Source organism: Streptomyces sparsogenes subsp. cuspidosporus (assembly GCF_039532705.1).
Lineage (GTDB): Bacteria > Actinomycetota > Actinomycetes > Streptomycetales > Streptomycetaceae > Streptomyces > Streptomyces sparsogenes.
Genome location: NZ_BAAASD010000035.1, coordinates 21,732 through 40,989, shown reverse-complemented (window position 1 = coordinate 40,989; position 19,258 = coordinate 21,732). Strand labels below are relative to the sequence as shown.

19 protein-coding genes are annotated in these 19,258 nt (G+C 73.2%); 11 read left to right on the top strand and 8 right to left on the bottom strand.

Annotated features, from left to right (window positions below; translation table 11 throughout):
• The first annotated feature begins 186 nt into the window (after positions 1 to 186).
• Positions 187 to 1,116 (top strand): 1-phosphofructokinase family hexose kinase, encoded by a 930-nt coding sequence (locus ABFY07_RS31170; RefSeq protein WP_346177697.1) that lies wholly within the window; start codon positions 187 to 189, stop codon positions 1,114 to 1,116.
• A gap of 57 nt (positions 1,117 to 1,173) precedes the next feature.
• Here the strand turns inward: ABFY07_RS31170 and ABFY07_RS31165 are convergent, their stop codons facing one another.
• Both ABFY07_RS31165 and cdgB read right to left on the bottom strand, forming a co-directional pair.
• Entirely contained in the window at positions 1,174 to 2,166 is a 993-nt protein-coding gene (locus tag ABFY07_RS31165) for a carbohydrate-binding protein (protein WP_346177696.1), read from the bottom strand.
• 197 nt (positions 2,167 to 2,363) lie between these two features.
• Positions 2,364 to 4,190 (bottom strand): diguanylate cyclase CdgB, encoded by a 1,827-nt coding sequence (gene cdgB, locus ABFY07_RS31160; protein WP_346177695.1) that lies wholly within the window; start codon positions 4,188 to 4,190, stop codon positions 2,364 to 2,366.
• Between the two features lie 392 nt (positions 4,191 to 4,582).
• On the opposite strand from cdgB, the gene ABFY07_RS31155 reads away from it, so the two are divergent.
• Positions 4,583 to 5,083 (top strand): flavin reductase family protein, encoded by a 501-nt coding sequence (locus ABFY07_RS31155; protein WP_065961031.1) that lies wholly within the window; start codon positions 4,583 to 4,585, stop codon positions 5,081 to 5,083.
• 80 nt (positions 5,084 to 5,163) lie between these two features.
• Positions 5,164 to 5,520, top strand: a complete 357-nt coding sequence (locus ABFY07_RS31150; RefSeq protein WP_346177694.1) for an arsenate reductase family protein — start codon at positions 5,164 to 5,166, stop codon at positions 5,518 to 5,520.
• Positions 5,521 to 5,657: 137 nt separating this feature from the next.
• Here ABFY07_RS31150 and ABFY07_RS31145 read toward each other — a convergent pair whose 3' ends face one another.
• Both ABFY07_RS31145 and arfB read right to left on the bottom strand, forming a co-directional pair.
• Positions 5,658 to 6,845: a serine hydrolase domain-containing protein gene (locus ABFY07_RS31145; RefSeq protein ID WP_346177693.1), complete on the bottom strand. Its 1,188-nt coding sequence runs from the start codon at positions 6,843 to 6,845 to the stop codon at positions 5,658 to 5,660.
• Between the two features lie 255 nt (positions 6,846 to 7,100).
• A complete protein-coding gene (gene arfB / locus ABFY07_RS31140) occupies positions 7,101 to 7,538 on the bottom strand; it encodes an alternative ribosome rescue aminoacyl-tRNA hydrolase ArfB (protein WP_346177692.1) in 438 nt (145 codons plus the stop codon).
• Positions 7,539 to 7,727: 189 nt separating this feature from the next.
• On the opposite strand from arfB, the gene ABFY07_RS31135 reads away from it, so the two are divergent.
• Positions 7,728 to 8,303 carry a TerD family protein gene (locus ABFY07_RS31135; protein ID WP_346177691.1) on the top strand — a complete coding sequence of 192 codons (576 nt, stop codon included), beginning with the start codon at positions 7,728 to 7,730 and terminating at the stop codon, positions 8,301 to 8,303.
• Positions 8,304 to 8,363: 60 nt separating this feature from the next.
• Here ABFY07_RS31135 and ABFY07_RS31130 read toward each other — a convergent pair whose 3' ends face one another.
• Genes ABFY07_RS31130 through ABFY07_RS31120 form a run of 3 tightly spaced genes read right to left on the bottom strand, consistent with a single transcriptional unit; the run spans position 8,364 to position 9,719 of the window.
• The gene (locus ABFY07_RS31130; RefSeq protein ID WP_346177741.1) at positions 8,364 to 8,588 is read right to left on the bottom strand and encodes a DUF397 domain-containing protein; all 225 of its coding nucleotides are present in this window, start codon (positions 8,586 to 8,588) and stop codon (positions 8,364 to 8,366) included.
• The gene (locus ABFY07_RS31125; protein ID WP_346177740.1) at positions 8,558 to 8,920 is read right to left on the bottom strand and encodes a DUF5753 domain-containing protein; all 363 of its coding nucleotides are present in this window, start codon (positions 8,918 to 8,920) and stop codon (positions 8,558 to 8,560) included. The genes ABFY07_RS31130 and ABFY07_RS31125 overlap by 31 nt, the downstream gene beginning before the upstream one ends.
• Before the next feature lie 37 nt (positions 8,921 to 8,957).
• Complete coding sequence (locus tag ABFY07_RS31120) at positions 8,958 to 9,719, bottom strand: SDR family oxidoreductase (RefSeq protein ID WP_346177690.1); 762 nt, start codon at positions 9,717 to 9,719, stop codon at positions 8,958 to 8,960.
• A gap of 292 nt (positions 9,720 to 10,011) precedes the next feature.
• Between ABFY07_RS31120 and ABFY07_RS31115 the strand changes: the two genes are divergently transcribed.
• The 5 genes from ABFY07_RS31115 to ABFY07_RS31095 all read left to right on the top strand — a co-directional run bounded on the left by ABFY07_RS31115 (position 10,012) and on the right by ABFY07_RS31095 (position 15,860).
• Complete coding sequence (locus ABFY07_RS31115; RefSeq protein ID WP_346177689.1) at positions 10,012 to 10,929, top strand: helix-turn-helix transcriptional regulator; 918 nt, start codon at positions 10,012 to 10,014, stop codon at positions 10,927 to 10,929.
• 385 nt (positions 10,930 to 11,314) lie between these two features.
• Positions 11,315 to 12,928 carry a M4 family metallopeptidase gene (locus ABFY07_RS31110; RefSeq protein ID WP_346177688.1) on the top strand — a complete coding sequence of 538 codons (1,614 nt, stop codon included), beginning with the start codon at positions 11,315 to 11,317 and terminating at the stop codon, positions 12,926 to 12,928.
• 123 nt (positions 12,929 to 13,051) lie between these two features.
• A complete protein-coding gene (locus ABFY07_RS31105; RefSeq protein ID WP_346177687.1) occupies positions 13,052 to 14,137 on the top strand; it encodes an S-(hydroxymethyl)mycothiol dehydrogenase in 1,086 nt (361 codons plus the stop codon).
• Positions 14,137 to 14,775 (top strand): MBL fold metallo-hydrolase, encoded by a 639-nt coding sequence (locus ABFY07_RS31100; RefSeq protein WP_065961048.1) that lies wholly within the window; start codon positions 14,137 to 14,139, stop codon positions 14,773 to 14,775. The genes ABFY07_RS31105 and ABFY07_RS31100 overlap by 1 nt, the downstream gene beginning before the upstream one ends.
• Before the next feature lie 587 nt (positions 14,776 to 15,362).
• A complete protein-coding gene (locus ABFY07_RS31095; RefSeq protein WP_346177686.1) occupies positions 15,363 to 15,860 on the top strand; it encodes a hypothetical protein in 498 nt (165 codons plus the stop codon).
• A 178-nt stretch (positions 15,861 to 16,038) separates the two neighbouring features.
• On the opposite strand, the gene ABFY07_RS31090 is transcribed toward ABFY07_RS31095, so the two are convergent.
• Entirely contained in the window at positions 16,039 to 16,767 is a 729-nt protein-coding gene (locus ABFY07_RS31090; RefSeq protein WP_346177685.1) for a pentapeptide repeat-containing protein, read from the bottom strand.
• A 172-nt stretch (positions 16,768 to 16,939) separates the two neighbouring features.
• On the opposite strand from ABFY07_RS31090, the gene ABFY07_RS31085 reads away from it, so the two are divergent.
• Together ABFY07_RS31085 and ABFY07_RS31080 are read left to right on the top strand one after the other, a co-directional pair.
• Positions 16,940 to 18,106: an NAD(P)-binding protein gene (locus ABFY07_RS31085; protein ID WP_346177684.1), complete on the top strand. Its 1,167-nt coding sequence runs from the start codon at positions 16,940 to 16,942 to the stop codon at positions 18,104 to 18,106.
• Positions 18,107 to 18,246: 140 nt separating this feature from the next.
• The gene (locus tag ABFY07_RS31080) at positions 18,247 to 19,257 is read left to right on the top strand and encodes a zinc-binding dehydrogenase (RefSeq protein WP_346177683.1); all 1,011 of its coding nucleotides are present in this window, start codon (positions 18,247 to 18,249) and stop codon (positions 19,255 to 19,257) included.
• Position 19,258 lies beyond the last annotated feature (1 nt).

Sequence of the window (19,258 nt, the reverse complement as noted above, 5' to 3'; positions counted from 1 at the left end):
CCTCGGTGGGGGACTGGGCCCGCCGCCGCCGTTTTGGCATGATCCTTCACAGCCGTGCACACGCAGGACACACGCAGGACTCGTCCCGGGTACTGGGCCTGGGTTGTTGAGGCCTGGGTTGCTGGGGGCTGGGTTGCTGGGGGCTGGGTTGCTGGGGCCTGGGGACGGAAAGAAGGGGACGCCGGGGTGATCCTGACGGTCACGCTCAACACCGCTCTGGACATCACCTATCAGGTGCCGCGCCTGCGCGCCCACACCTCCCACCGCGTCACCGAGGTCACCGAACGGCCCGGCGGCAAGGGCCTGAACGTCGCCCGGGTGCTGGCCGCCCTCGGCCACCCCACGGTCGTCACCGGCTTCGCCGGCGGCGTGACCGGGGCGGTCCTGCGGGAGCGGCTCGCCGAGCTCGGCGGCGGGGTGACGGACGCCCTGGTGCCGATCGCCGGGGCCACGCGGCGCACCGTCGGCGTCGTCGACTCCACCTCCGGCGACACCACCCAGCTCAACGAGCCCGGCCCGCTCGTCACCACACCCGAGTGGTCCGCCTTCCTGGGCGCCTACGCCGAGCTGCTGCGCGAGGCGTCGGCGGTCGCGCTGTGCGGCAGCCTGCCGCCCGGCGTGCCCGTGGGGACGTACGCGCAGCTCATCCGGGAGGCGCACGCGGCGGGCGTGCCCACGCTGCTGGACACCAGCGGCGAACCGCTGCGCCGCGGCATCGCCGCCCGCCCCGACATCGTCAAGCCGAACGCCGACGAGCTGGCCGGGCTGACCGGCTCCACCGAGCCGCTGCGCGCCGCGCGGGACGCCAGGCGGCGCGGGGCGCGGGCGGTCGCCGCCTCGCTCGGCGCGGAGGGCATGCTCGCGGTCACCGCCGAGGGCACCTGGCGGGCCGCCCCGCCGCGCCGCCTGGCGGGCAATCCGACAGGGGCGGGGGACGCCGCGGTGGCCGGGCTGCTGTCCGGGCTGGTGGAGGGGGTTCCGTGGCCGGACCGGCTGGCGCGCGCGGTGGCGCTGTCGGCGGCGGCCGTACGGGCGCCGGTGGCGGGCGAGTTCGACCGCGGCACGTATGACGAGCTGCGGGGGCGGATCGAGATCACCGAGGACCCGGCGGCCTGAGGCCGCCCCGCCCTCAACAGCCCTGACAGCCCTGCCTCAGCCCGCCCTGCCGCTCAGTCAGCCGTTCTTGAGCCACATCTGGTCGAGGTTGACGTCACACTTGTTGCCCGCCTCGCAGGACACCTTGACCGTGTTGGTGCCCGGGTTGAGGTTGACGAGGGTCCAGGTGTACGTCCAGCCGTGCTCCCAGTCGCCCTTCTTCGCGTTCGCGTAGTTCTTCATGCGCAGCGGCTCGTTGGCCGGCTTGCCGTTCACGTTGAGGGAGAGGCCCTGGTCCTCGCCGGGCACGCCGTACTGCACGTACAGCTTGTACGAGCCGCCCTTGTCGACGTCCACGCTCCAGGTCGCGGAGGCGCCGGGGGCGTTGAGGCCCGCGACGTACTTACCGCCCTCGGCCTTGGCGCCGGGGATGTCCGACGCGGGGGTCGCGCCGCCCTCCAGGCGCATGCCCGACGCGTCCTCGGTGGGCAGCGGGGTGGGCTTCTTGGACGGCTCGGGGGTCTTGCTGGGCTCGACGCTCGCGGCGGCGGTGGACGAGGCCGTCGGCTGGGCCTTGTCGTCCTTCTTGTCGTCGTCGTTGTTGGTGATCATCGCCACGCCGATGCCGACCACGACCACGGCGACGACGGCGAGCGCGCCGATGAGCAGCCCCTTGCTGTTGGGGCCGCGGCCGCCCGTGCCGCGCGAGGGCGCGGCCCGGCGCGGGGCGCCGCCGGGGAGGGTCTCGGGGGCGGCGTAGTGGGGGTTCTGCTGCCCCTGGCCGCCGTACGCCGGCTGATTCGGGATCTGCTGACCCTGCTGGTACTGCTGCTGACCCTGCTGGTACTGCTGGTTCTGCTGCCCGTAGGTACGCTCGCCGACCGCGCGGACGTGGTTGTACGAGGTGCGGGGAACCCCTGGCTGGTGCGGGCCCGGGTAGCCGTAGCCGCCGGTCCGGGGGGCGGAGCCCGACTGGCCCGACTGGCCGCCCTGTCCGCCCTCCGAGCGGTACAGATAGGCGAACGGGTCGTCGTTCTCCGGCGTGTCCGAGCCGTTGTTGCCGGCCGTCATCCCTCTCGTCACTCCCCTGTACATATGGCCAACGGCGCTCAGGTACTTACGCGCCACGACAGCTCATATCAGGGCCGGGGAGGCCGCAACAGGGCATGCACTGTCCGGATGGCCAATATTCATGATCGATTCACTGTCGGCGGCGATGCCGCATCGGGGCAGCCTACCGCGACGGGGGCGGGCCGGGTCGACCGCACTCATCCGGCGCGGCGGCGCTCCTTCGCGCGGGACCGCTTCTCGACGTACATCCGCTGGTCGGCCGAGTGCAGCACTTCCTCGGCCGTCATCCCGCAACTGGCCCAGCCGATGCCGAAACTGGCCCCGACCCGGACGGCCCGGCCGTCGACCCGGATCGGCGGGATGATCGCGTTGCGCAGCCGGACGGCCAGGTCCTGGGCGTCGGCCCGGCCGAGACCGTCCGCGAGGACCACGAACTCGTCCCCGCCGAGGCGGGCCACGGTGTCACCCTCCCGCACCCCGCCGGCCAGCCGGCGGGCGACCTCGATGAGGACGGCGTCGCCCGCGTGGTGGCCGAACCGGTCGTTGATCGACTTGAAGCCGTCCAGGTCGCAGAAGAGGACGGCCAGCCCCTTGTGGCCGTCGTCGACGTCGTCGTCCTCCCGTGGCGCGATGGCGTGCACATGGGGCTCGTACGGGATGCCGCCGACGGCCGACCCGCCCGGCCCGTCGAACACCCCCGGCCCGCCCGACCCGCCCGGCCCATCGAACACCCCCGGCCCGCCCGACCCGCCCGGCCCATCGAACACCCCTGACCCGCCTGGCCGCTCGAACACCCCCGCCGCACCCGGCCGGTCGAACACCCCCGCCCCGCCCGGCCCGTCGAACACCCCCGCCGCACCCGGCCCGTCGAACGCGTCGTAGCCGCGCGACAGACCTCCCGCCTCGGCGTCACCGGCCCCGGACTCCCCCGGTCGCGGCGGGTGGGCGCACAGCCTGCTGCCGAGGCGGGCGCGCAGCTCGGCGCTGTTGGGCAGGCCGGTCAGCGAGTCGTGGCTGGCGCGGTGGGCGAGCTGCAGCTCGTGGCGCTTGCGCTCCTCGATGTCCTCGACGTGGGTGAGCTGGAAGCGCGGGCCGTCGGCCGCGTCGGCGACCACGGAGTTGCGCAGGCTCACCCACACATAGCTGCCGTCCCGGCGTTCCAGCCGCAGCTCGGCGCGGCCGCCCTCGGCGGAGGTGCGCATCAGGGTGCCCATGTCCTTGGGGTGGACGAGGTCGGAGAAGGAGCAGCGGCGCAGGGCGGAGGCGGTGCGGCCCAGCAGCCGGCACAGCGCGTCGTTGGCGCGCAGCAGCCGGCCGTGATGGTCGCCGCCCATCTCGGCGATGGCCATGCCGCTCGGCGCGTACTCGAAGGCCTGCCGGAAGCTCTCCTCGCTGGCGCGCAGGGCCTGCTGCTCGCGCTCCAGGCGCAGCAGCGCGCGCTGCATGTTGGCGCGCAGCCGGGCGTTGCCGATCGCGGTGGCGGCGTGGAAGGCGTACATCTGGAGCGCCTCGCGCCCCCACGCCCCGGGGCGGCGCCCGTTGCGCGGCCGGTCGACGGATATGACGCCGATCAGCTCCCCGCCCGCGCCGCCCGCCGTGTACATCGGGGCGAGCAGGCGGTCCATGGGGTGCCACTCGTCGGGGAAGCGGGGCGCGGGCCCGGGGGTGTGCCACTCCGGGACGTCGTCCTCGTCGAGCACCCAGCCCTCGGTGTACGGGATGAAGCGCAGATCGCCCCAGCGGTCGCCCATGGACAGCCGGCGCTCCCACGAGGCGCGGGAGCCGACCCGCCCGGCCATCAGGGCCTCGGCCCCGGCGCTGCCGCCGACGGCCGCGACGATCAGGTCGCCGTCCGGGCGGACCAGGTTGACGGCCGACAGCTCGTAGCCCAGCCCGGCGATCACCCCGTCGGCGACGGTCTGCACGGTGTCGGCGAGGCTGCGGGCGGTGTTCAGATCGGCGACCACCTCGTGCAACAGCCGCAGGGTCGCAAGGCGGATGTAGGGCTCCGACTCGGTCTCCATCGCTCGCTACTCCCCCGAGACCTCGACAGCAACTCCTGGCTTCTTGTCGTCCGATTGCCACGGCCACTGAATCACAGCGAGCTGCCCACTCGGTACACAGGGTCAACAATTACTGCCTGCTGTGACTCACTTCACAGACAGTGTTCAAGCCTTGGAGACAAACATGGGAGCGCTCCTTGATTTTGTGAATGCAAATCGGCGGACAGTGTTCGACCATCCATCCGAAGGCCACCCCTGCCGCCCCGGGCGTACGCCGGCTACGGCCCGGGACCTAGGTCCGTCCTGGTCCCGGGGCCCGATGCGGGCCCCTGGGGGTCCGGGTTAGCGTTCAGTACGTGCCTCACTCATCGCCTTCCACCACCGCGCAGCCCGCCATCCCCCATGCTGGTGGGGTGAGTGAGGACGAGTTCCGCGCCGCCTTGTCCCGCCTGTCGGCGGGCGTGGTGCTGGTGACCGCCCACGACCCCGAGGAGGGGGCGCGCGGTGAGGACGTCGGCATGACGGCCACGGCGTTCATGTCGGTGTCACTCGACCCGCCGCTCGTCATGGTGAGCGTTCGCAACGGCTCGCGGATGGACGACCTCCTGGCCCGACAGCCGCTCTGGGCGGTGTCGGTCCTGTCGGAGAGCCAGCGCCACATAGCGGGGCGCTTCGCCATGAAGGGGCGCATCAGCGACCGGCTGCTGTTCGAGGACATCCCCTACACCCGCGGCGAGGCCACGGGCGCGCCCCTCGTCGGCGGGGCGCTGGCCATCGTGGAGTGCCGCACCGAACAGCGGGTGACGGCGGGTGACCACACCCTCGTGGTAGGCCGGGTCCTCAGGGCGGGCACCCCCAGCGCGGACGGCGGCCCGCTGATGTACTTCCGGGGCCGCTACCACACCCTGGGGTAACGTCCTGCGCGCGACCACCCCCGCGCCCTTCCGCAGTCCGTCCCCCGGCGAACCGAGAGACCCGAGAGACCCGAATCACCATGGAAATCTGGATCAACCCCGCCTGCTCCAAGTGCCGCTCCGCGCTCACCCTCCTGGACGCCGAGGGCGCCCAGTACACGGTCCGCCGCTACCTGGACACCCCGCCGACCGCCCAGGAGATCGAGGAGGTGCTGGACCGCCTCGGCCTGGAGCCCTGGGACATCACCCGCACCGGGGAGTCCGCCGCGGCCGACCTGGGCCTGGCGGACTGGCCGCGCGAGGAGTCGGCCCGCGCCCGGTGGATCGAGGCGCTCGCCGCGCACCCGATCCTGATCCAGCGGCCCATCATTACGGCGGACGACGGCACGGCGGTCGTGGGCCGCACCCCGGACGCGGTCCGCTCGGTCCTCCCGTAGCCGCCGGCCGCAACGCCAGAGACCCCCGCCCGGCCCGTCGGGCTCCCGCCCGGCCCGTCAGGCACTCACGTGGGGACCGCCAGACTCCCGCCCGGCCCGTCAGGCTCCCGCCGGCCCGTCGGGCTCCCGCCCGGACCTCAGGCGGCGCTCCCGTCCGCGAAGGCGGCCTTGAGAACGGCCATGACGTACGGGCGTTCCGAGGCGGTCCCCGTGGGGTTGAGCGAGTACACGGCGCGGCGCTTCAGATCGCGGGTGGCGAACATGCCCGTCGTCCAGCCGGGCTGCGACCCGGTCTTGCCCCATACGGTCACCCCGTTGTCGAGCGTGACCCGCATCAGCCCGCCGATGCTGTAGCAGGCGGTCCCGTTGACGCAGTTCTTGTTGTCCGGTCCGTTGGACGCGTCGGGGACGGTGAACACCAGCCGCTGCTCGGCCGGGGGCAGCAGCCTGCCGCGGAAGAGGGCGGTCAGAAACCTGTCCAGATCCGCGGCGGTGGAGATCATTCCGCCTTCGGCCCAGGCCCATGGGGACTGCTCGGTCACCTCGTCCCCGCCGAGGCTCGGCCGGGCGTGAGGTGCGGCGATGGTGGTGTCCGAGGCGGTGGGAAGGCTGGTGTCCCGCAGCCCGAGGGGCCGGATGAGGCGTCGGTCGAGCTCCTCCGTGAAGGTGTGCCCGGTCACCTTCTCCACCAGCAGGCCCACGACAAAGGTGTTGACGCCGTTGTACTGCTGGACGGCGCCGGGCCGCGGCGCCGTCCAGTCGTCCCCGGCCTTCGCGAAGGCCGCGCGGACCACCTGCTCCGGCGAGAGGCGCTTCAGCCACCAGCCGGGCCCGTCAGCCGGCCCCGGTATGCCCGCGGGGGCGGGCAGGCCGCTGGTGTGGTCCATCAGCTGTCGCACGGTGACCTCTTCGTACGCGGCCGGTATCAGCTCGGGCAGATACCGCCGGACGGGCGCGTCGAGGGCGATCCGGCGCTCGGCGACCAGCTGGAGCACCACCGTGCTGGTGAAGGCCTTGGTGACACTGCCGATCCGGAAGTGGGCACCACGCGGCACCTCTCCCGCGTAGCCGGTCCACGGCCGCCCGGAGCCGCCGTGCCTCACCTCGACGAGCGCGCCGGACACCACCGGGTCGGGCAGGCCGGCCAGCAGCTCCCGCATCGGGGCGGGATCGAACGGGGCGAGCCGGGCGGCGACAGCGGCCCGCGAGGCCCGCGGAGAAGCCGCGGCGGCCGCCGAAACGGGCAGGACCATACCCGCCGTGACCGCGGCCAGGGCCACGCCGATCACGGCCGAACGGCTGAAGACGGAGGGACGACGACGCATCAAGCGCCTCCCGGGAATGACGGCCCCACAGGTGGACCGGACAGCTGGAGGGTGGACTGTGAGCCACCCTGTCGCGTCCCCGGTGCCCGGCCATCAGTGATCACCCGAGGGCCCCCCTCACGATCCCCCTAAGGAACCGCTCGCCGGGCCTCAGGGGCACACCCGCTGACTTTGCGGTGAATATGGGACAGCGACACGCCATGACGTCGGCGTGTCGCTGTCCCATACTCACCGCAAACGCCGCGCCGACGACCGCTAACCCCAGTCGCGCCCGGACCGCCCCCGCTTCGTCTCGCCGCGCTGCTTCTTCTCCCGCAGCCGCCGCTCGTTGATGCCGCGCGGAATACGGGTCGGACGGCGCGGCTTGGGCGGAGGCGCGGTCGCCTCGGCCAGCAGCGACGCGAGCCGGACCGCCGCCGTCTCGCGGTTCCGCCACTGCGAGCGGTGCTCCGACGCCCGTACGGTCACCACCCCGCCGACGAGCCGCCCCGCCAGCCGCTCCAGCGCCCGCTGCTTCCACACCGGCGGAAGCGCCTCGGTCGCGGCGAGGTCGAAGCGCAACTCGACCTGGCTGTCGCTGGTGTTGACATGCTGCCCGCCCGGCCCGGACGACCGCGAGAAACGCCACATCAGCTCGGCCTCCGGCAGGGAGACCGAGCCACGGATGACATAGGGCCCGGACATACCCCCCATGTTCCCGCGCCGCCGGAACTCCGTCATCTGCTTTTGCGCCCGGGGCGAGGGCGAACCGCTCGGCGCCGATGCTTGGCAAAGAAGGTAAAGAGACCTGGAACCGGTGGGCGGCTGATGGCGTTAGGGAGGGTGACGGTAGCTTCGTCCGGAGTACGAAGCCCCGAGGACTCGACCACGAAAGGGACCCCCATGGCTGTAAGCCTGTCCAAGGGCGGCAACGTCTCGCTCACCAAGGAGGCACCGGGCCTGACCGCCGTCACGGTCGGCCTCGGCTGGGACGTCCGCACCACCACCGGCACCGACTTCGACCTGGACGCGAGCGCCATCGCCGTGAACTCGAGCGGCAAGGTCTACTCGGACCAGCACTTCGTCTTCTTCAACAACAAGTCCACCCCGGACCAGTCCATCGTCCACACCGGCGACAACCTCACCGGCCAGGGCGAGGGCGACGACGAGCAGATCAACGTCAACCTGGCGGCCCTGCCCGCCGACATCGAGAAGATCGTCTTCCCGGTCTCCATCTACGACGCCGAGTCGCGCAGCCAGAACTTCGGCCAGGTGCGCAACGCGTTCATCCGCATCATCAACCAGGCCGGCGGCGCCGAGATCGCCCGCTACGACCTGAGCGAGGACGCGGCCACCGAGACCGCCATGGTCTTCGGCGAGCTGTACCGCCACGGCGCGGAGTGGAAGTTCCGCGCCGTCGGCCAGGGCTACGCCTCGGGCCTGACGGGCATCGCCCGGGACTTCGGCGTCAACGTCTGACGCACGTAGCACGCAAGACGCCGAGGGCCGCCCCGTTCTCACGGGGCGGCCCTCGCCGCGTCAGCCCGTACGAAAGCCGTCGCCCTTGACCTCCGCCACGAAGGCGGACCACGCGGGGGCGGGGAAGACCAGGGCGGGGCCGTGGGGGCGCTTGGAGTCGCGTATGGGCACTATGCCGGGGTGGCCGTCGGCCACCTCGACGCACGTCCCCTGGTCGGCGTTCGAGTAGCTGCTCTTGCGCCAGACAGTGGTAGTCAGGTCCGGGGTGGTCGACCTGCTTTCCAGTCCTCCATTGCCGCTCGGACCATCGCTTCGGAGTCACGAGGCGAGAGAGCCATCGCCCTGAACAGATCGTAGGACTCACGACGCCTCATCACCTCCTCCCTGTCCTCGACAACCGACCCGAAGCGACTGCCCTCCAGATAAGCGACCAGCGGTTGGTCGGGCAGCGTGAAGAGAGTCAATGAACCACCCAGGTCCGGGTGCTCGCCCGCCGCAAAGGGCAGGATCTGAACGGTGATGTTCGGCTGGGCCGCGCGCTCGATCAGCGCCGCCATCTGATCGCGCATCACTCCTGGCCCGCCGACCCGGCGCCGCAGCACCGCCTCGTCGAGGATGAACCAGCAGCGCGTCGGCTTCGAGTCCGCCGCCGGGTCACGCCTGGCGCGTGGGGAGGACGACCACCTGGCGCAGGTTCACCTGCGCGGGGCGGCTGGTGATGTACGCGATCAGGTCGGCGATGTCCTCGGAGGAGAGCCCCCCGAGCGCGGCGAACATGCCGTCCAGCTGGCTGGTCGCCTCCGCGTTGTCGACGTGCCCGGCCAGCTCGCTCTCGGTCAGGCCGGGTTCGAGGTTGGTGACGCGCACGTCCCGCGGGCCGAGTTCGGCGCGCAGGGACGCCGACAGATGGGTGAGCGCCGCCTTCGTCGCCGAGTACACCGCGTAGTTGGGGAACGTCAGGTGCGCGCCGATGGAGGAGATGTTGACGAGGTCGGCGCGGCGCCCGTCCGCCGCCGCGGCGAGGAGGTCCGGGGTGAAGGCGCCCACGACGCGCAGGGCTCCGGTGAGGTTGGTGTCGACCATGCGGGTCCACTCGTCGGTCCGGCCCGCCTCGACCGGGTTCGGCAGCATCACCCCGGCGGCGTTGACCACCAGGTCCACCGGGCCGAAGGCGTCGCGAACCCGGGCGGCGCCGGCGGCGACCGCGGCCTCGTCGGTCACGTCGACCGGGACCGCGAGGGCCTGTCCGCCCTCGGCGGCGATCTTCCCGGCCAGCTCCTCCAGCCGGTCGGCGCGGCGCGCCCACAGCGCCACCCGGGCGCCCCGCGCGGCGAGCAGGCGGGCGGTCGCGGCGCCCATGCCGCTCGCGGCCCCGGTGATGACGGCGGTGCGCCCGGCGAAGTCGGTCTGGTTCATCTCGTGTGCTCCTGAGGTCGTGTGGTGCGCCCGGGGTGGTGCGTCCGGTGCGGTGCGCCCGGTGCGGTGCGTCCGGGGTGGTGCGTCCGGTGTGGTGCGTCCGGTGCGGTGCGTCCGGGGTGGTGCGTCCGGTGCGGGGGGTGGCTCGTGTGGGGGTGACTCGGTGTGTAGTGCGGGAGCCCCCCGTCACGTCCTCAAGGCTGCGGCCGCCGCGCCGCCGTATCCAGGGTGGCGCTTTTCCTGGGTCTGCCAGTACCAGGTTGGCGGCGGCCGGCTCCCCTACCCTCGGGGCATGAACGACGACGCCCTCGGTGACTTCCTGCGCTCACGGCGCGCCCGCATACGCCCCGAGCAGGTGGGCCTGGTCTCCCATGGGCGCCGCCGGGTGCCGGGGCTGCGCCGGGAGGAGGTGGCCCAGCTGGCCGGGGTGAGCGTGGACTACTACGTACGGCTGGAGCAGGGGCGCGGGACGAACGTGTCCGACGCGGTGCTCGACGCGGTCGCTCGGGTGCTGCGGCTGACCGATACGGAGGCGGCCCACCTCAGGGACCTGGTCCGGCCGAAGCGGGACCGGGGCCGGGGCCGCGGGGCGGGGGCGCGCGAGGGCACCGGGCGGACGGTCCGTGCCGGGGTGCGCACGCTGATGGAGACCATGACCGGCACACCCGCGTTCGTCCTCGGGCGGCGCATGGACGTCCTGGCGTGGAACGCCCTCGCGGACGCGGTGTCGGGCTTCTCCGCGATGCCCGAGGGCGAGCGCAACGCCGCCCGGCACACCTTCCTCGACCCCGCGGCCCGGGAGTTCTACACCGACTGGCCCGCCGTGGCCGCGGAGACCGTGGCCTATCTGCGGCTGGACGCGGGCCGGCACCCGGACGACCCTCTGATGGCGTCGTTGATCGGCGAGCTGGCGATGAAGAACGAGACATTCCGCCGGCTCTGGGCCGACCACCCGGTGAAGGAGAAGACACACGGGGTCAAGCGCATGCGCCACCCGGTCGTGGGCGACCTGGAGCTGGGATACGAGACCCTCGCGCTGCCCGGCGCGCCCGACCAGCTCTTGGTCGCCTACACGGCCGCGCTCGGGACGGCGGCCGCGGAGAAGCTGGCGGTGCTTTCGAGCTGGGCGGCGAGCCAGGACGGGCTCGGTACGGCGGCGGAGGGCGACCCCGCAAAGGCCGAAAATCCGTCATCTTCCGGGCGCGGCTGAGTGGCGAAAATCTGACCGGATCCCCGCCTGAAGAGATAACGCAAAGTCAAATTCTTGTTTCAGGCCTGTCCCGACCGATCGTTCGATGACAATCTCTGCTCGGTCACCAGTGCGTGTCAGATACACGTCAGGTAGCTGTCGGGTAGCCGCACGCCAGGTGTCGCACCACCGGAGCACGCACCACCGGAGCATGAGCACCGGAGCACGCACCACCGGAGCATGAGCACCGGAGCACGCACCACCGGAGCACGAGCACCGAAGCACGCACCAACGAAGCACGGCGCCACTCTCGCACCACTCCTCGCACCACCGGGCGGCCCACCCATGGCTGCCCGCACCCCCTACACAGGGCCGCGACCCAGCGGCCCCAAGGCAAGGAGACCGAGTGAGATCCATCGCTTCCGCCACCCGCAAGAAGACCATCCGCACCGCGGCCCTCGTCGCCTCCGCCGCGATGGTCGTCATCGGCGTACAGTCCGGCCCGGCCAGCGCCCAGGCCGAGCGCGGCCGTGAGGCCGGCGCGACGGCGCTGCCGCTCAGCGCCGGCGAGCGCGCGTCCGCGATCAAGGCCGCGCAGTCCGAGGCCGCCGCCCAGGCCGAGCACCTCGGGCTCGGGGCCCAGGAGAAGCTGATCGTACGGGACGTCATCAAGGACGCGGACGGCTCCGTCCACACCCGCTACGAGCGCACCTACGCCGGGCTGCCCGTCCTCGGCGGCGACCTGATCGTCCACGAGAAGGCGAACGGCGCGCGCAGCGTGACCAAGGCGACCTCGGCCCGGATATCCGTGCCGACCACGTCCGCCGACGTGTCCTCCGCCGACGCCAGGACGGCCGCCCTCAAGGCGGCCACCACCGAGGACAAGGCCGGCAAGTCGCCGCGCAAGGTCATCTGGGCGGCCTCCGGGAAGCCGGTCCTGGCCTGGGAGACCGTGGTCACCGGCGTGCAGAAGGACGGCACCCCGAGCGAGCTGCACATCATCACCGACGCCGCCACCGGCAAGAAGCTCTTCACCGAGGAAGCCGTCGAGACCGGCACCGGCACCAGCAAGTACAGCGGCACGGTCACCCTCGGCACCACCAAGAGCGGCAGCACCTACAGCCTCACCGACGGCACGCGGGGCAACCACAAGACCTACGACCTGAACCAGGGCAGCTCGGGCACCGGCACCCTGTTCACCGACGCCGACGACGTGTGGGGCGGCGGCCGCCAGACCGCCGGCGTCGACGCCCACTACGGCGCCGCACTGACCTGGGACTTCTACAAGAACGTGCTGGGTCGTAACGGCATCAGGAACGACGGTGTCGGCTCGTACTCCCGGGTCCACTACGGCAACAACTACGTCAACGCGTTCTGGCAGGACTCCTGCTTCTGCATGACGTACGGCGACGGCTCCGGCAACGCCAACCCGCTCACCGCGGTGGACGTGGCCGGCCACGAGATGAGCCACGGTCTGACCGCGGCCACCGCCAAGCTCAACTACAGCGGCGAGTCCGGCGGCCTCAACGAGGCCACCTCCGACATCTTCGCCTCCGCCGTGGAGTTCTACGCCGCCAACTCCGCCGACGTCGGTGACTACCTCATCGGCGAGAAGATCAACATCAACGGCGACGGCACCCCGCTGCGCTACCAGGACAAGCCCAGCAAGGACGGGGCGTCCCGGGACTACTGGTCCTCGACGCTCGGCAGCATCGACGTCCACTACTCCTCCGGGCCCGCCAACCACTTCTTCTACCTGCTGTCCGAGGGCAGCGGCGCGAAGACCATCAACGGCGTGAGCTACAACAGCCCGACGTACGACGGCTCCACGGTCACCGGCATCGGCCGGGACAAGGCCATCAAGATCTGGTACAAGGCGCTGACCACGTACCTGACCTCCACCTCCAAGTACGCGCAGGCCCGCACCGCCACGCTCAACGCGGCGACCGACCTGTACGGGGCGAACAGCACCGAGTACAAGGCCGTCGCGGCCGCCTGGACCGCGATCAACGTGAAGTGACCGAGTAAGCGCGAGCGAGCGGAAGCAAGCGCGCCAAAAGCGCAGGCACGGCGACGGGCCGCACCGCAACCCGGTGCGGCCCGTTTCCTGTCCCCGCCCCTGATCAGCACTTACGCTGCTGCCATGACTCAACACGTACGCGGTGTCATCGCCCCGGGCAAAGGCGAGCAGGTCAGGATCGAGACGATCGTGGTGCCGGACCCCGGACCCGGCGAGGCGGTGGTGCGAGTACAGGCCTGCGGGGTGTGCCACACCGATCTCCACTACCGGGAGGGCGGCATCACCGACGAGTTCCCGTTCCTGCTCGGACATGAGGCGGCGGGCGTCGTGGAGTCCGTCGGGGAGGGCGTCACGGAGGTGGCCCCGGGCGACTTCGTGATCCTCAACTGGCGTGCCGTGTGCGGCCAGTGCCGGGCCTGTCGCCGCGGCCGCCCCTGGTACTGCTTCAACACCCACAACGCCGCCCAGCCCATGACACTCACCGACGGCACCCCGCTGTCCCCGGCCCTGGGCATCGGCGCGTTCGCCGAGAAGACCCTGGTCGCGGCCGGGCAGTGCACCAAGGTGGACCCGGCCGCGTCCCCCGCGGCGGCGGGCCTGCTGGGCTGCGGCGTGATGGCCGGCCTCGGCGCGGCGATCAACACCGGCGCGGTGGGGCGCGGCGACTCGGTCGCCGTCATCGGCTGCGGCGGCGTCGGCGGCGCGGCGATCGCCGGGGCCCGGCTGGCCGGAGCCGCGCGGATCATCGCGGTGGACCTGGACGACCGCAAGCTGGAGACGGCGCGCACGCTGGGCGCCACCCACACGGTCAACGGCAAGTCGGCCGATGTCGTCGAGGCCGTCCGGGAGCTGACCGGGGGCCACGGCGCGGACGTCGTGATCGATGCGGTCGGCAGGCCCGAGACCTACCGGCAGGCCTTCTACGCCCGCGACCTGGCCGGCACCGTGGTGCTGGTCGGCGTGCCCACCCCGGAGATGAAGCTGGAGCTGCCGCTGCTTGACGTCTTCGGGCGCGGCGGCGCGCTCAAGTCCTCCTGGTACGGGGACTGCCTGCCCTCCCGCGACTTCCCGATGCTCATCGACCTGTATCTCCAGGGGCGGCTCGACCTGCACGCGTTCGTCAGCGAGACGATCGGCCTCGACGACATCGAGGAGGCGTTCGCGAAGATGCACCGCGGCGAGGTGCTGCGCTCGGTGGTGACGCTGTGATGACTCCCCCGCCCGTACGCGTCGACCGGCTGGTCACCTCCGGCACCTTCTCCCTGGACGGCGGCACCTGGGAGGTGGACAACAACGTCTGGCTGATCGGGGACGACAGCGAGGTGTACGTCATCGACGCCGCCCATGACGCGGACGCGATCGCCCGGGCGGTCGGGGACCGGCGGCTGCTCGGCATCCTGTGCACCCACGGCCACGACGACCACATCGACGCCGCACCGGACCTCGCCGACCGCACGGGCGCGCCGATCCTGCTGCACCCGGACGACGAGGTGCTGTGGCGGATGCGCCACCCGGACCGGAAGCCGGACGGGGCGCTGGCCGACGGCGACGTCCTCACCGTCGCCGGCACCGAGCTGCGGGTGCTGCACACCCCCGGCCACTCCCCGGGCGCGGTCTGCTTGCACGCGCCCGCGCTGACCACGGTCTTCTCCGGGGACACGCTCTTCAACGGCGGTCCGGGGGCGACCGGCCGGTCGTACTCGTCCTTCCCGACGATCATCGAGTCCATCCGGGAACGGCTGCTGTCGCTGCCGCCGGAGACCGTCGTACGCACGGGCCACGGCGACCCCACCACCATCGGCGACGAGGCCCCCCACCTGGAGGAATGGATCGCCCGCGGCCACTGACCCCCGCCGCCGCGCCCGCCACCGGCTGAGCCCCGCCACCGGCTGAGCCCCGCAGCCGCCTGGGCCCCGCCACCGCTTGGGCCCCGCCACCGGCTGAGTCCCGCCGCAACCTGGGCCCCGCCACCGCCTGAGCTCCGCCACCGGCTGAGCCCCGCCGCAACCTGGGCCCCGCCGCAACCTGGGCCCTGCCACCGCTTGGGCCCCGCCGCAACCTGGGCCCCGCCACCGGCTGACCCCGCCGCCGGCTGAGCCCCGCCGCAACCTGGGCCCCGCCACCGGCTGACCCCGCCGCCGGCTGAGCCCCGCCGCAACCTGGGCCCCGCCACCGGCTGACCCCGCCGCCGGCTGAGCCCCGCCGCAACCTGGGGCCCGCCACCGGCTGACCCCGCCGCCGACGGGCGGGCCACCCGCCGCGCCGCCCGGGCACCTGCCGCGGCCCGGCAGACCCCGTCGCTGCGGGGCAGCGCCGCCGCGACCTGGGCACCCGCCGTGCGACCCGGGCGCCCCTCGCGGCCGGGGCCCCGCCCGGCCCCGGGGGCCCCGGGCCGGGGCCTCCCGGGGGCCGGGGGCGTGACACCATCGACCGTGTGATCGACCTCGGCTACTCCCTCTCCCGCCGCTTCCCCGACCCCCCGCAGACGGATTACCGCACCGCGGACGTGCGCGCCCTGCGTCACGACCTGTTCTGCGGCGACGTGTACCTCGCCGACACGGAAGCGGACCGGGAGCTGTCCACAGCCTGGGGATGGGTGCCGGTGCTCGACTTCGCCTGGGCGCTGTGCGACATCGTGGAGCGGCTGGACCGCGACCCGCGCGGCAGCCGCTCCGCGCGTCCCGTCCACGCCGAGCTGGACTTCACCGAGTCGACGGACCGGATGCTCTTCGAGCGGCGCTTCGGCTGGGTGGACATCACGGCCGACTGGGTGCCGGCCGAGGAGGCGCCGCTCACCTTCAACCACGCCGCGCTGCGCCGGGAGGCCCGCGACTTCCTGCACGACCTGATCGCCGACCTCACCGATATGCACGAGGGGCTGGCCGACAACCCGGCGGTGTGGGAGGTCCAGGCCCGCTACCCCCGCGTCTGACCCCAGCCCCGCCGGCCTCCATCCCGCTGGCTCCCATCCCGCTGGCTCCCATCCCGCTGAGTTCCGCCCCGCCGGCCCCCACCCCGCCGAGCCCCCACCCCCCTGGCCCACATCCCGCCGAGCCCCCACCCCGCCGAGCCCGCCCCGCCGAGCCGCACCCGTCCGGCCCCCGGCCGCCCTAAAACCCGCGCGCCTCCGCCACCCGTATGCCCAGCCGGGCCGCGAGCGCCGGGGCCAGGTCGAGGAGCTGCGGGGGGCTGATCACCGCGCCCGACAGGTCCTCGACGCCCCGGGCGATGTCCAGCTCCGCGACCGCCCGCAGATCCACGTCCGTCATCCGCGCCCGGGTGAAGTCCACCCCGCGCAGCGCGCAGTCCACGAACTCCACCCGCTCCAGGACCGCCCCGCCGAAGTCCGGCTCGACGAGCACGCACCCCTCGAACACGACGTCCGTGAGCCGGGCCGTGCGCAGATTCAGATAGTCGATCTTCCCGCCCCGCACCACCACCCGCTCCAGCACCGCCCCGTGCAGCTGGACCCCGCCCAGCCGGGCGTCCACCAGCTCCACGTCCCTCAGCCGCGCCTCGGACACGTCGGTGCCCACGCCCCGCACGCCCTCCAGCACACAGTCGAGGAACCTGGCCCGGGACAGCCCGGCCTCGTCGAACCCGCAGCGGTCGAACCCGCAGTCCAGGAAGCGGGCGCCGTCCGCCCGCTGCCCGGCGAAGTCCGCGTCGGCGAACTCCAGCCCGTCGTAGTCCCCCTCCGGCTCAAGCTCCCCGTCCCCGTAAGGCCGCAGCTCGGGCAGCGACACCTCCGGCCGCCGCGCCGCCCGCACCGCGCCCGCCACGCCCGCTGCCCCCGTCGCCCCCGTCGTCCCTGTCCGCTTGCCGCCGCGCCCCGCCATCACCGCTCCGTCCACTCGCCGTGCCCACTGCCCCGTCCGTTTCCCCGTCTCCCCACCCCCATCGTGAACCACGTCACTGACAACGCCCCGATGTCACACCCCGGCCCGCCGCCTCGTCGTACTCGTGAAACGCGATCCGACCCGGGTCGCCGCACGGCAAGGAGTGCTGCCCATGCGTCGTATCACCGTCATCGGCGGCGGCCTGGCAGGCCTCACGGCGGCCATCGCCGCCGCCGAGGCCGGGGCCGAGGTGATCCTGCACGAGTCCCATCACACGCTCGGCGGCCGCGCCCGCACCGCCCCCGCCCCGTACCGCACCAACGAGGGTCCGCACGCCCTCTACGCGGGCGGTCCGCACTGGGGGTGGCTGAAGCAGCGGGGGCTGCTCGGCCCGCTCGCCGATCTCCCGCTGCTGGAAGCCGCCCGGCTGCGCTTCCACCGCGACGGGCGGCTGCGGCGCGTGCCGCCGGCCGCCATGCTCAGGCTGCTGCTGGCCAAAAGCGCGCCAGTCGACGCCGACTTCACCACCTGGGCGACGGGCGTCGTCGGCGCGGCCGGGGCCCGCGCGGCCGCGAACTACGTCGGCGTCGCCACCTTCCACCACGCCCCCGGGCAGCTGTCCGCCGCCTTCGTGCAGGAGCGCCTCCGGCGCGCCGCCAAGGTGCCGCCGGAGGCCCACTACGCGCGCGGCGGCTGGGGCGAGGTCATCGGCCGGATGGCCGACCACGCCTGGAAGCTCGGCGTACGGATCGAGACCGGCTCCCGCCTGGACGCGCTGCCCACGGACCGGGGCCCGGTGATCGTCGCGACCCAGCTGTCCGCCGCCCGCGCGCTCCTCGGCGACGCCTCGCTCACCTGGCCGAGCGGCCGTACGGTGCTGCTCGACCTGGCCGTACGCACCCGGCGCGGCGACGCGTTCGCCGTCTCCGACCTCGACTCCCCCGGCTGGGTCGAACGCTTCACCGCCCAGGACCCCTCGCTGGCCCCGCCCGGCGAGCAGCTGATCCAGGGCCAGGTGCCCATCGCCCCGGGCGAGACCAGGGCCGACGGCATCGCCCGCGCCGAACACCTGCTGGACCTGGGCTTCCCCGGCTGGCGGGAGCGCATGGTCTTCCGGCGGGAGGCCCTGGCGACCGGGCGTACGGGGGCGGTGGACGCGCCCGGCACCACCTGGCGGGACCGGCCGGCGATCGACCGGGGCGACGGGGTGTACCTGGCGGGCGACCAGGTCGCCGCGCCGGGGGTGCTCTGCGAGGTGTCGTTCAACAGCGCGCTCACCGCCGCCACGCTCGCCTTCGGCGGGCGCCGCCACCGCTCCACGCCGCTCGAAGCCGCGTGACGTGAAGCCGCGTGACGTGAAGCCGCGTGACGTGAAGCCGCGTGACGTGAAGCCGCTTGACTTGAAGCCGCTTGACTTGAAGTTAAGTTGAAGTTGGAGGGTGGCGGCACGAGACAGTGACGACAAGCCCGGGGAGCCCCATGTACGCCGTACGCCTGCACGCCTTCGGCCCTGCCGAGAACCTGGTCCTGGAGAAGACCGACGATCCGCTGCCCGGTCCCGGGGAGGTTCGGATCGCCGTCGCCGCGGCCGGTGTCCACCTCCTCGACACCGCGCTGCGCCAGGGACAGACCACCGCCGTCCACGCCGCGCCCGAGCTGCCGACCATCCCCGGCCGCGAGGTCGCGGGCACGGTGGACGCGCTCGGCGAGGGCACCGACCCGGCCTGGCTGGGCAAGCGCGTCGTCGCGCATCTGGGCATGGTCCCCGGCGGCTACGCCGAACTGGCCGTGGTCGCCGCCGGAAAGCTGCACGAGGTGCCCGCGAACCTCGACGAGGCCCAGGCCGTCGCCATGATCGGCACCGGCCGGACCACGATGGGGATCCTGCAGTTCGCCGATCTGACCGCCGACGACATCGCGGTCGTCACCTCGGCGGCGGGCGGGATCGGCCAGCTCCTCGTGCAGTACGCGAAGCACGCCGGCGCCACGGTCGTGGGCCTCGCGGGCGGCTCCGCGAAGGTGGCGCGGGTGCGGGATCTCGGGGCCGACGTCGCCGTCGACTACACCGACCCGGCCTGGCCGGACCAGGTCCGCGCCGCCCTCGGCGGCCGGGCCGCGACCGTGCTGTTCGACGGGGTCGGCGGCGAGCCCGGCCGGGCCGGCGTGGACCTGCTCGGTCCCGGCGGCCGCCACCTGGTCTACGGCTGGTCCTCGGGCGGGCTGCTGGCCGGCGGCGGTGGCCCGCTGGAGTTCAGCGAGGAGGAGCTGACGGCGCGCGGCATCACATCCCGGTCCGTGCTCGGCCCGGTGATGCTGGAGAAGGCCGGCGGGCCGGACCCGATCCGCACCCTGGAGGAGCGCTCGATGGCCGAGGCCGCGGCCGGCCGCCTGGTCCCGGCGGTGCACCGCTTCCCGCTGTCCGAGGCGGCGGCCGCCCACCGGGCCCTGGAGACGCGCGCCACCATGGGCAAGGTCGTCCTGGTGCCGTAAC

Bases quoted from the DNA above. Each gene is read 5' to 3' on its own strand.
- ABFY07_RS31165 (WP_346177696.1), bottom strand. From the start codon at position 2,166: ATGACGGCCGGCAACAACGGCTCGGACACGCCGGAGAACGACGACCCG.
- cdgB (WP_346177695.1), bottom strand. From the start codon at position 4,190: ATGGAGACCGAGTCGGAGCCCTACATCCGCCTTGCGACCCTGCGGCTG.
- ABFY07_RS31150 (WP_346177694.1), top strand. From the start codon at position 5,164: ATGGAAATCTGGATCAACCCCGCCTGCTCCAAGTGCCGCTCCGCGCTC.
- ABFY07_RS31145 (WP_346177693.1), bottom strand. From the start codon at position 6,845: ATGCGTCGTCGTCCCTCCGTCTTCAGCCGTTCGGCCGTGATCGGCGTG.
- arfB (WP_346177692.1), bottom strand. From the start codon at position 7,538: ATGGGGGGTATGTCCGGGCCCTATGTCATCCGTGGCTCGGTCTCCCTG.
- ABFY07_RS31135 (WP_346177691.1), top strand. From the start codon at position 7,728: ATGGCTGTAAGCCTGTCCAAGGGCGGCAACGTCTCGCTCACCAAGGAG.
- ABFY07_RS31120 (WP_346177690.1), bottom strand. From the start codon at position 9,719: ATGAACCAGACCGACTTCGCCGGGCGCACCGCCGTCATCACCGGGGCC.
- ABFY07_RS31115 (WP_346177689.1), top strand. From the start codon at position 10,012: ATGAACGACGACGCCCTCGGTGACTTCCTGCGCTCACGGCGCGCCCGC.
- ABFY07_RS31105 (WP_346177687.1), top strand. From the start codon at position 13,052: ATGACTCAACACGTACGCGGTGTCATCGCCCCGGGCAAAGGCGAGCAG.
- ABFY07_RS31100 (WP_065961048.1), top strand. From the start codon at position 14,137: ATGACTCCCCCGCCCGTACGCGTCGACCGGCTGGTCACCTCCGGCACC.
- ABFY07_RS31090 (WP_346177685.1), bottom strand. From the start codon at position 16,767: ATGGCGGGGCGCGGCGGCAAGCGGACAGGGACGACGGGGGCGACGGGG.
- ABFY07_RS31085 (WP_346177684.1), top strand. From the start codon at position 16,940: ATGCGTCGTATCACCGTCATCGGCGGCGGCCTGGCAGGCCTCACGGCG.
- ABFY07_RS31080 (WP_346177683.1), top strand. From the start codon at position 18,247: ATGTACGCCGTACGCCTGCACGCCTTCGGCCCTGCCGAGAACCTGGTC.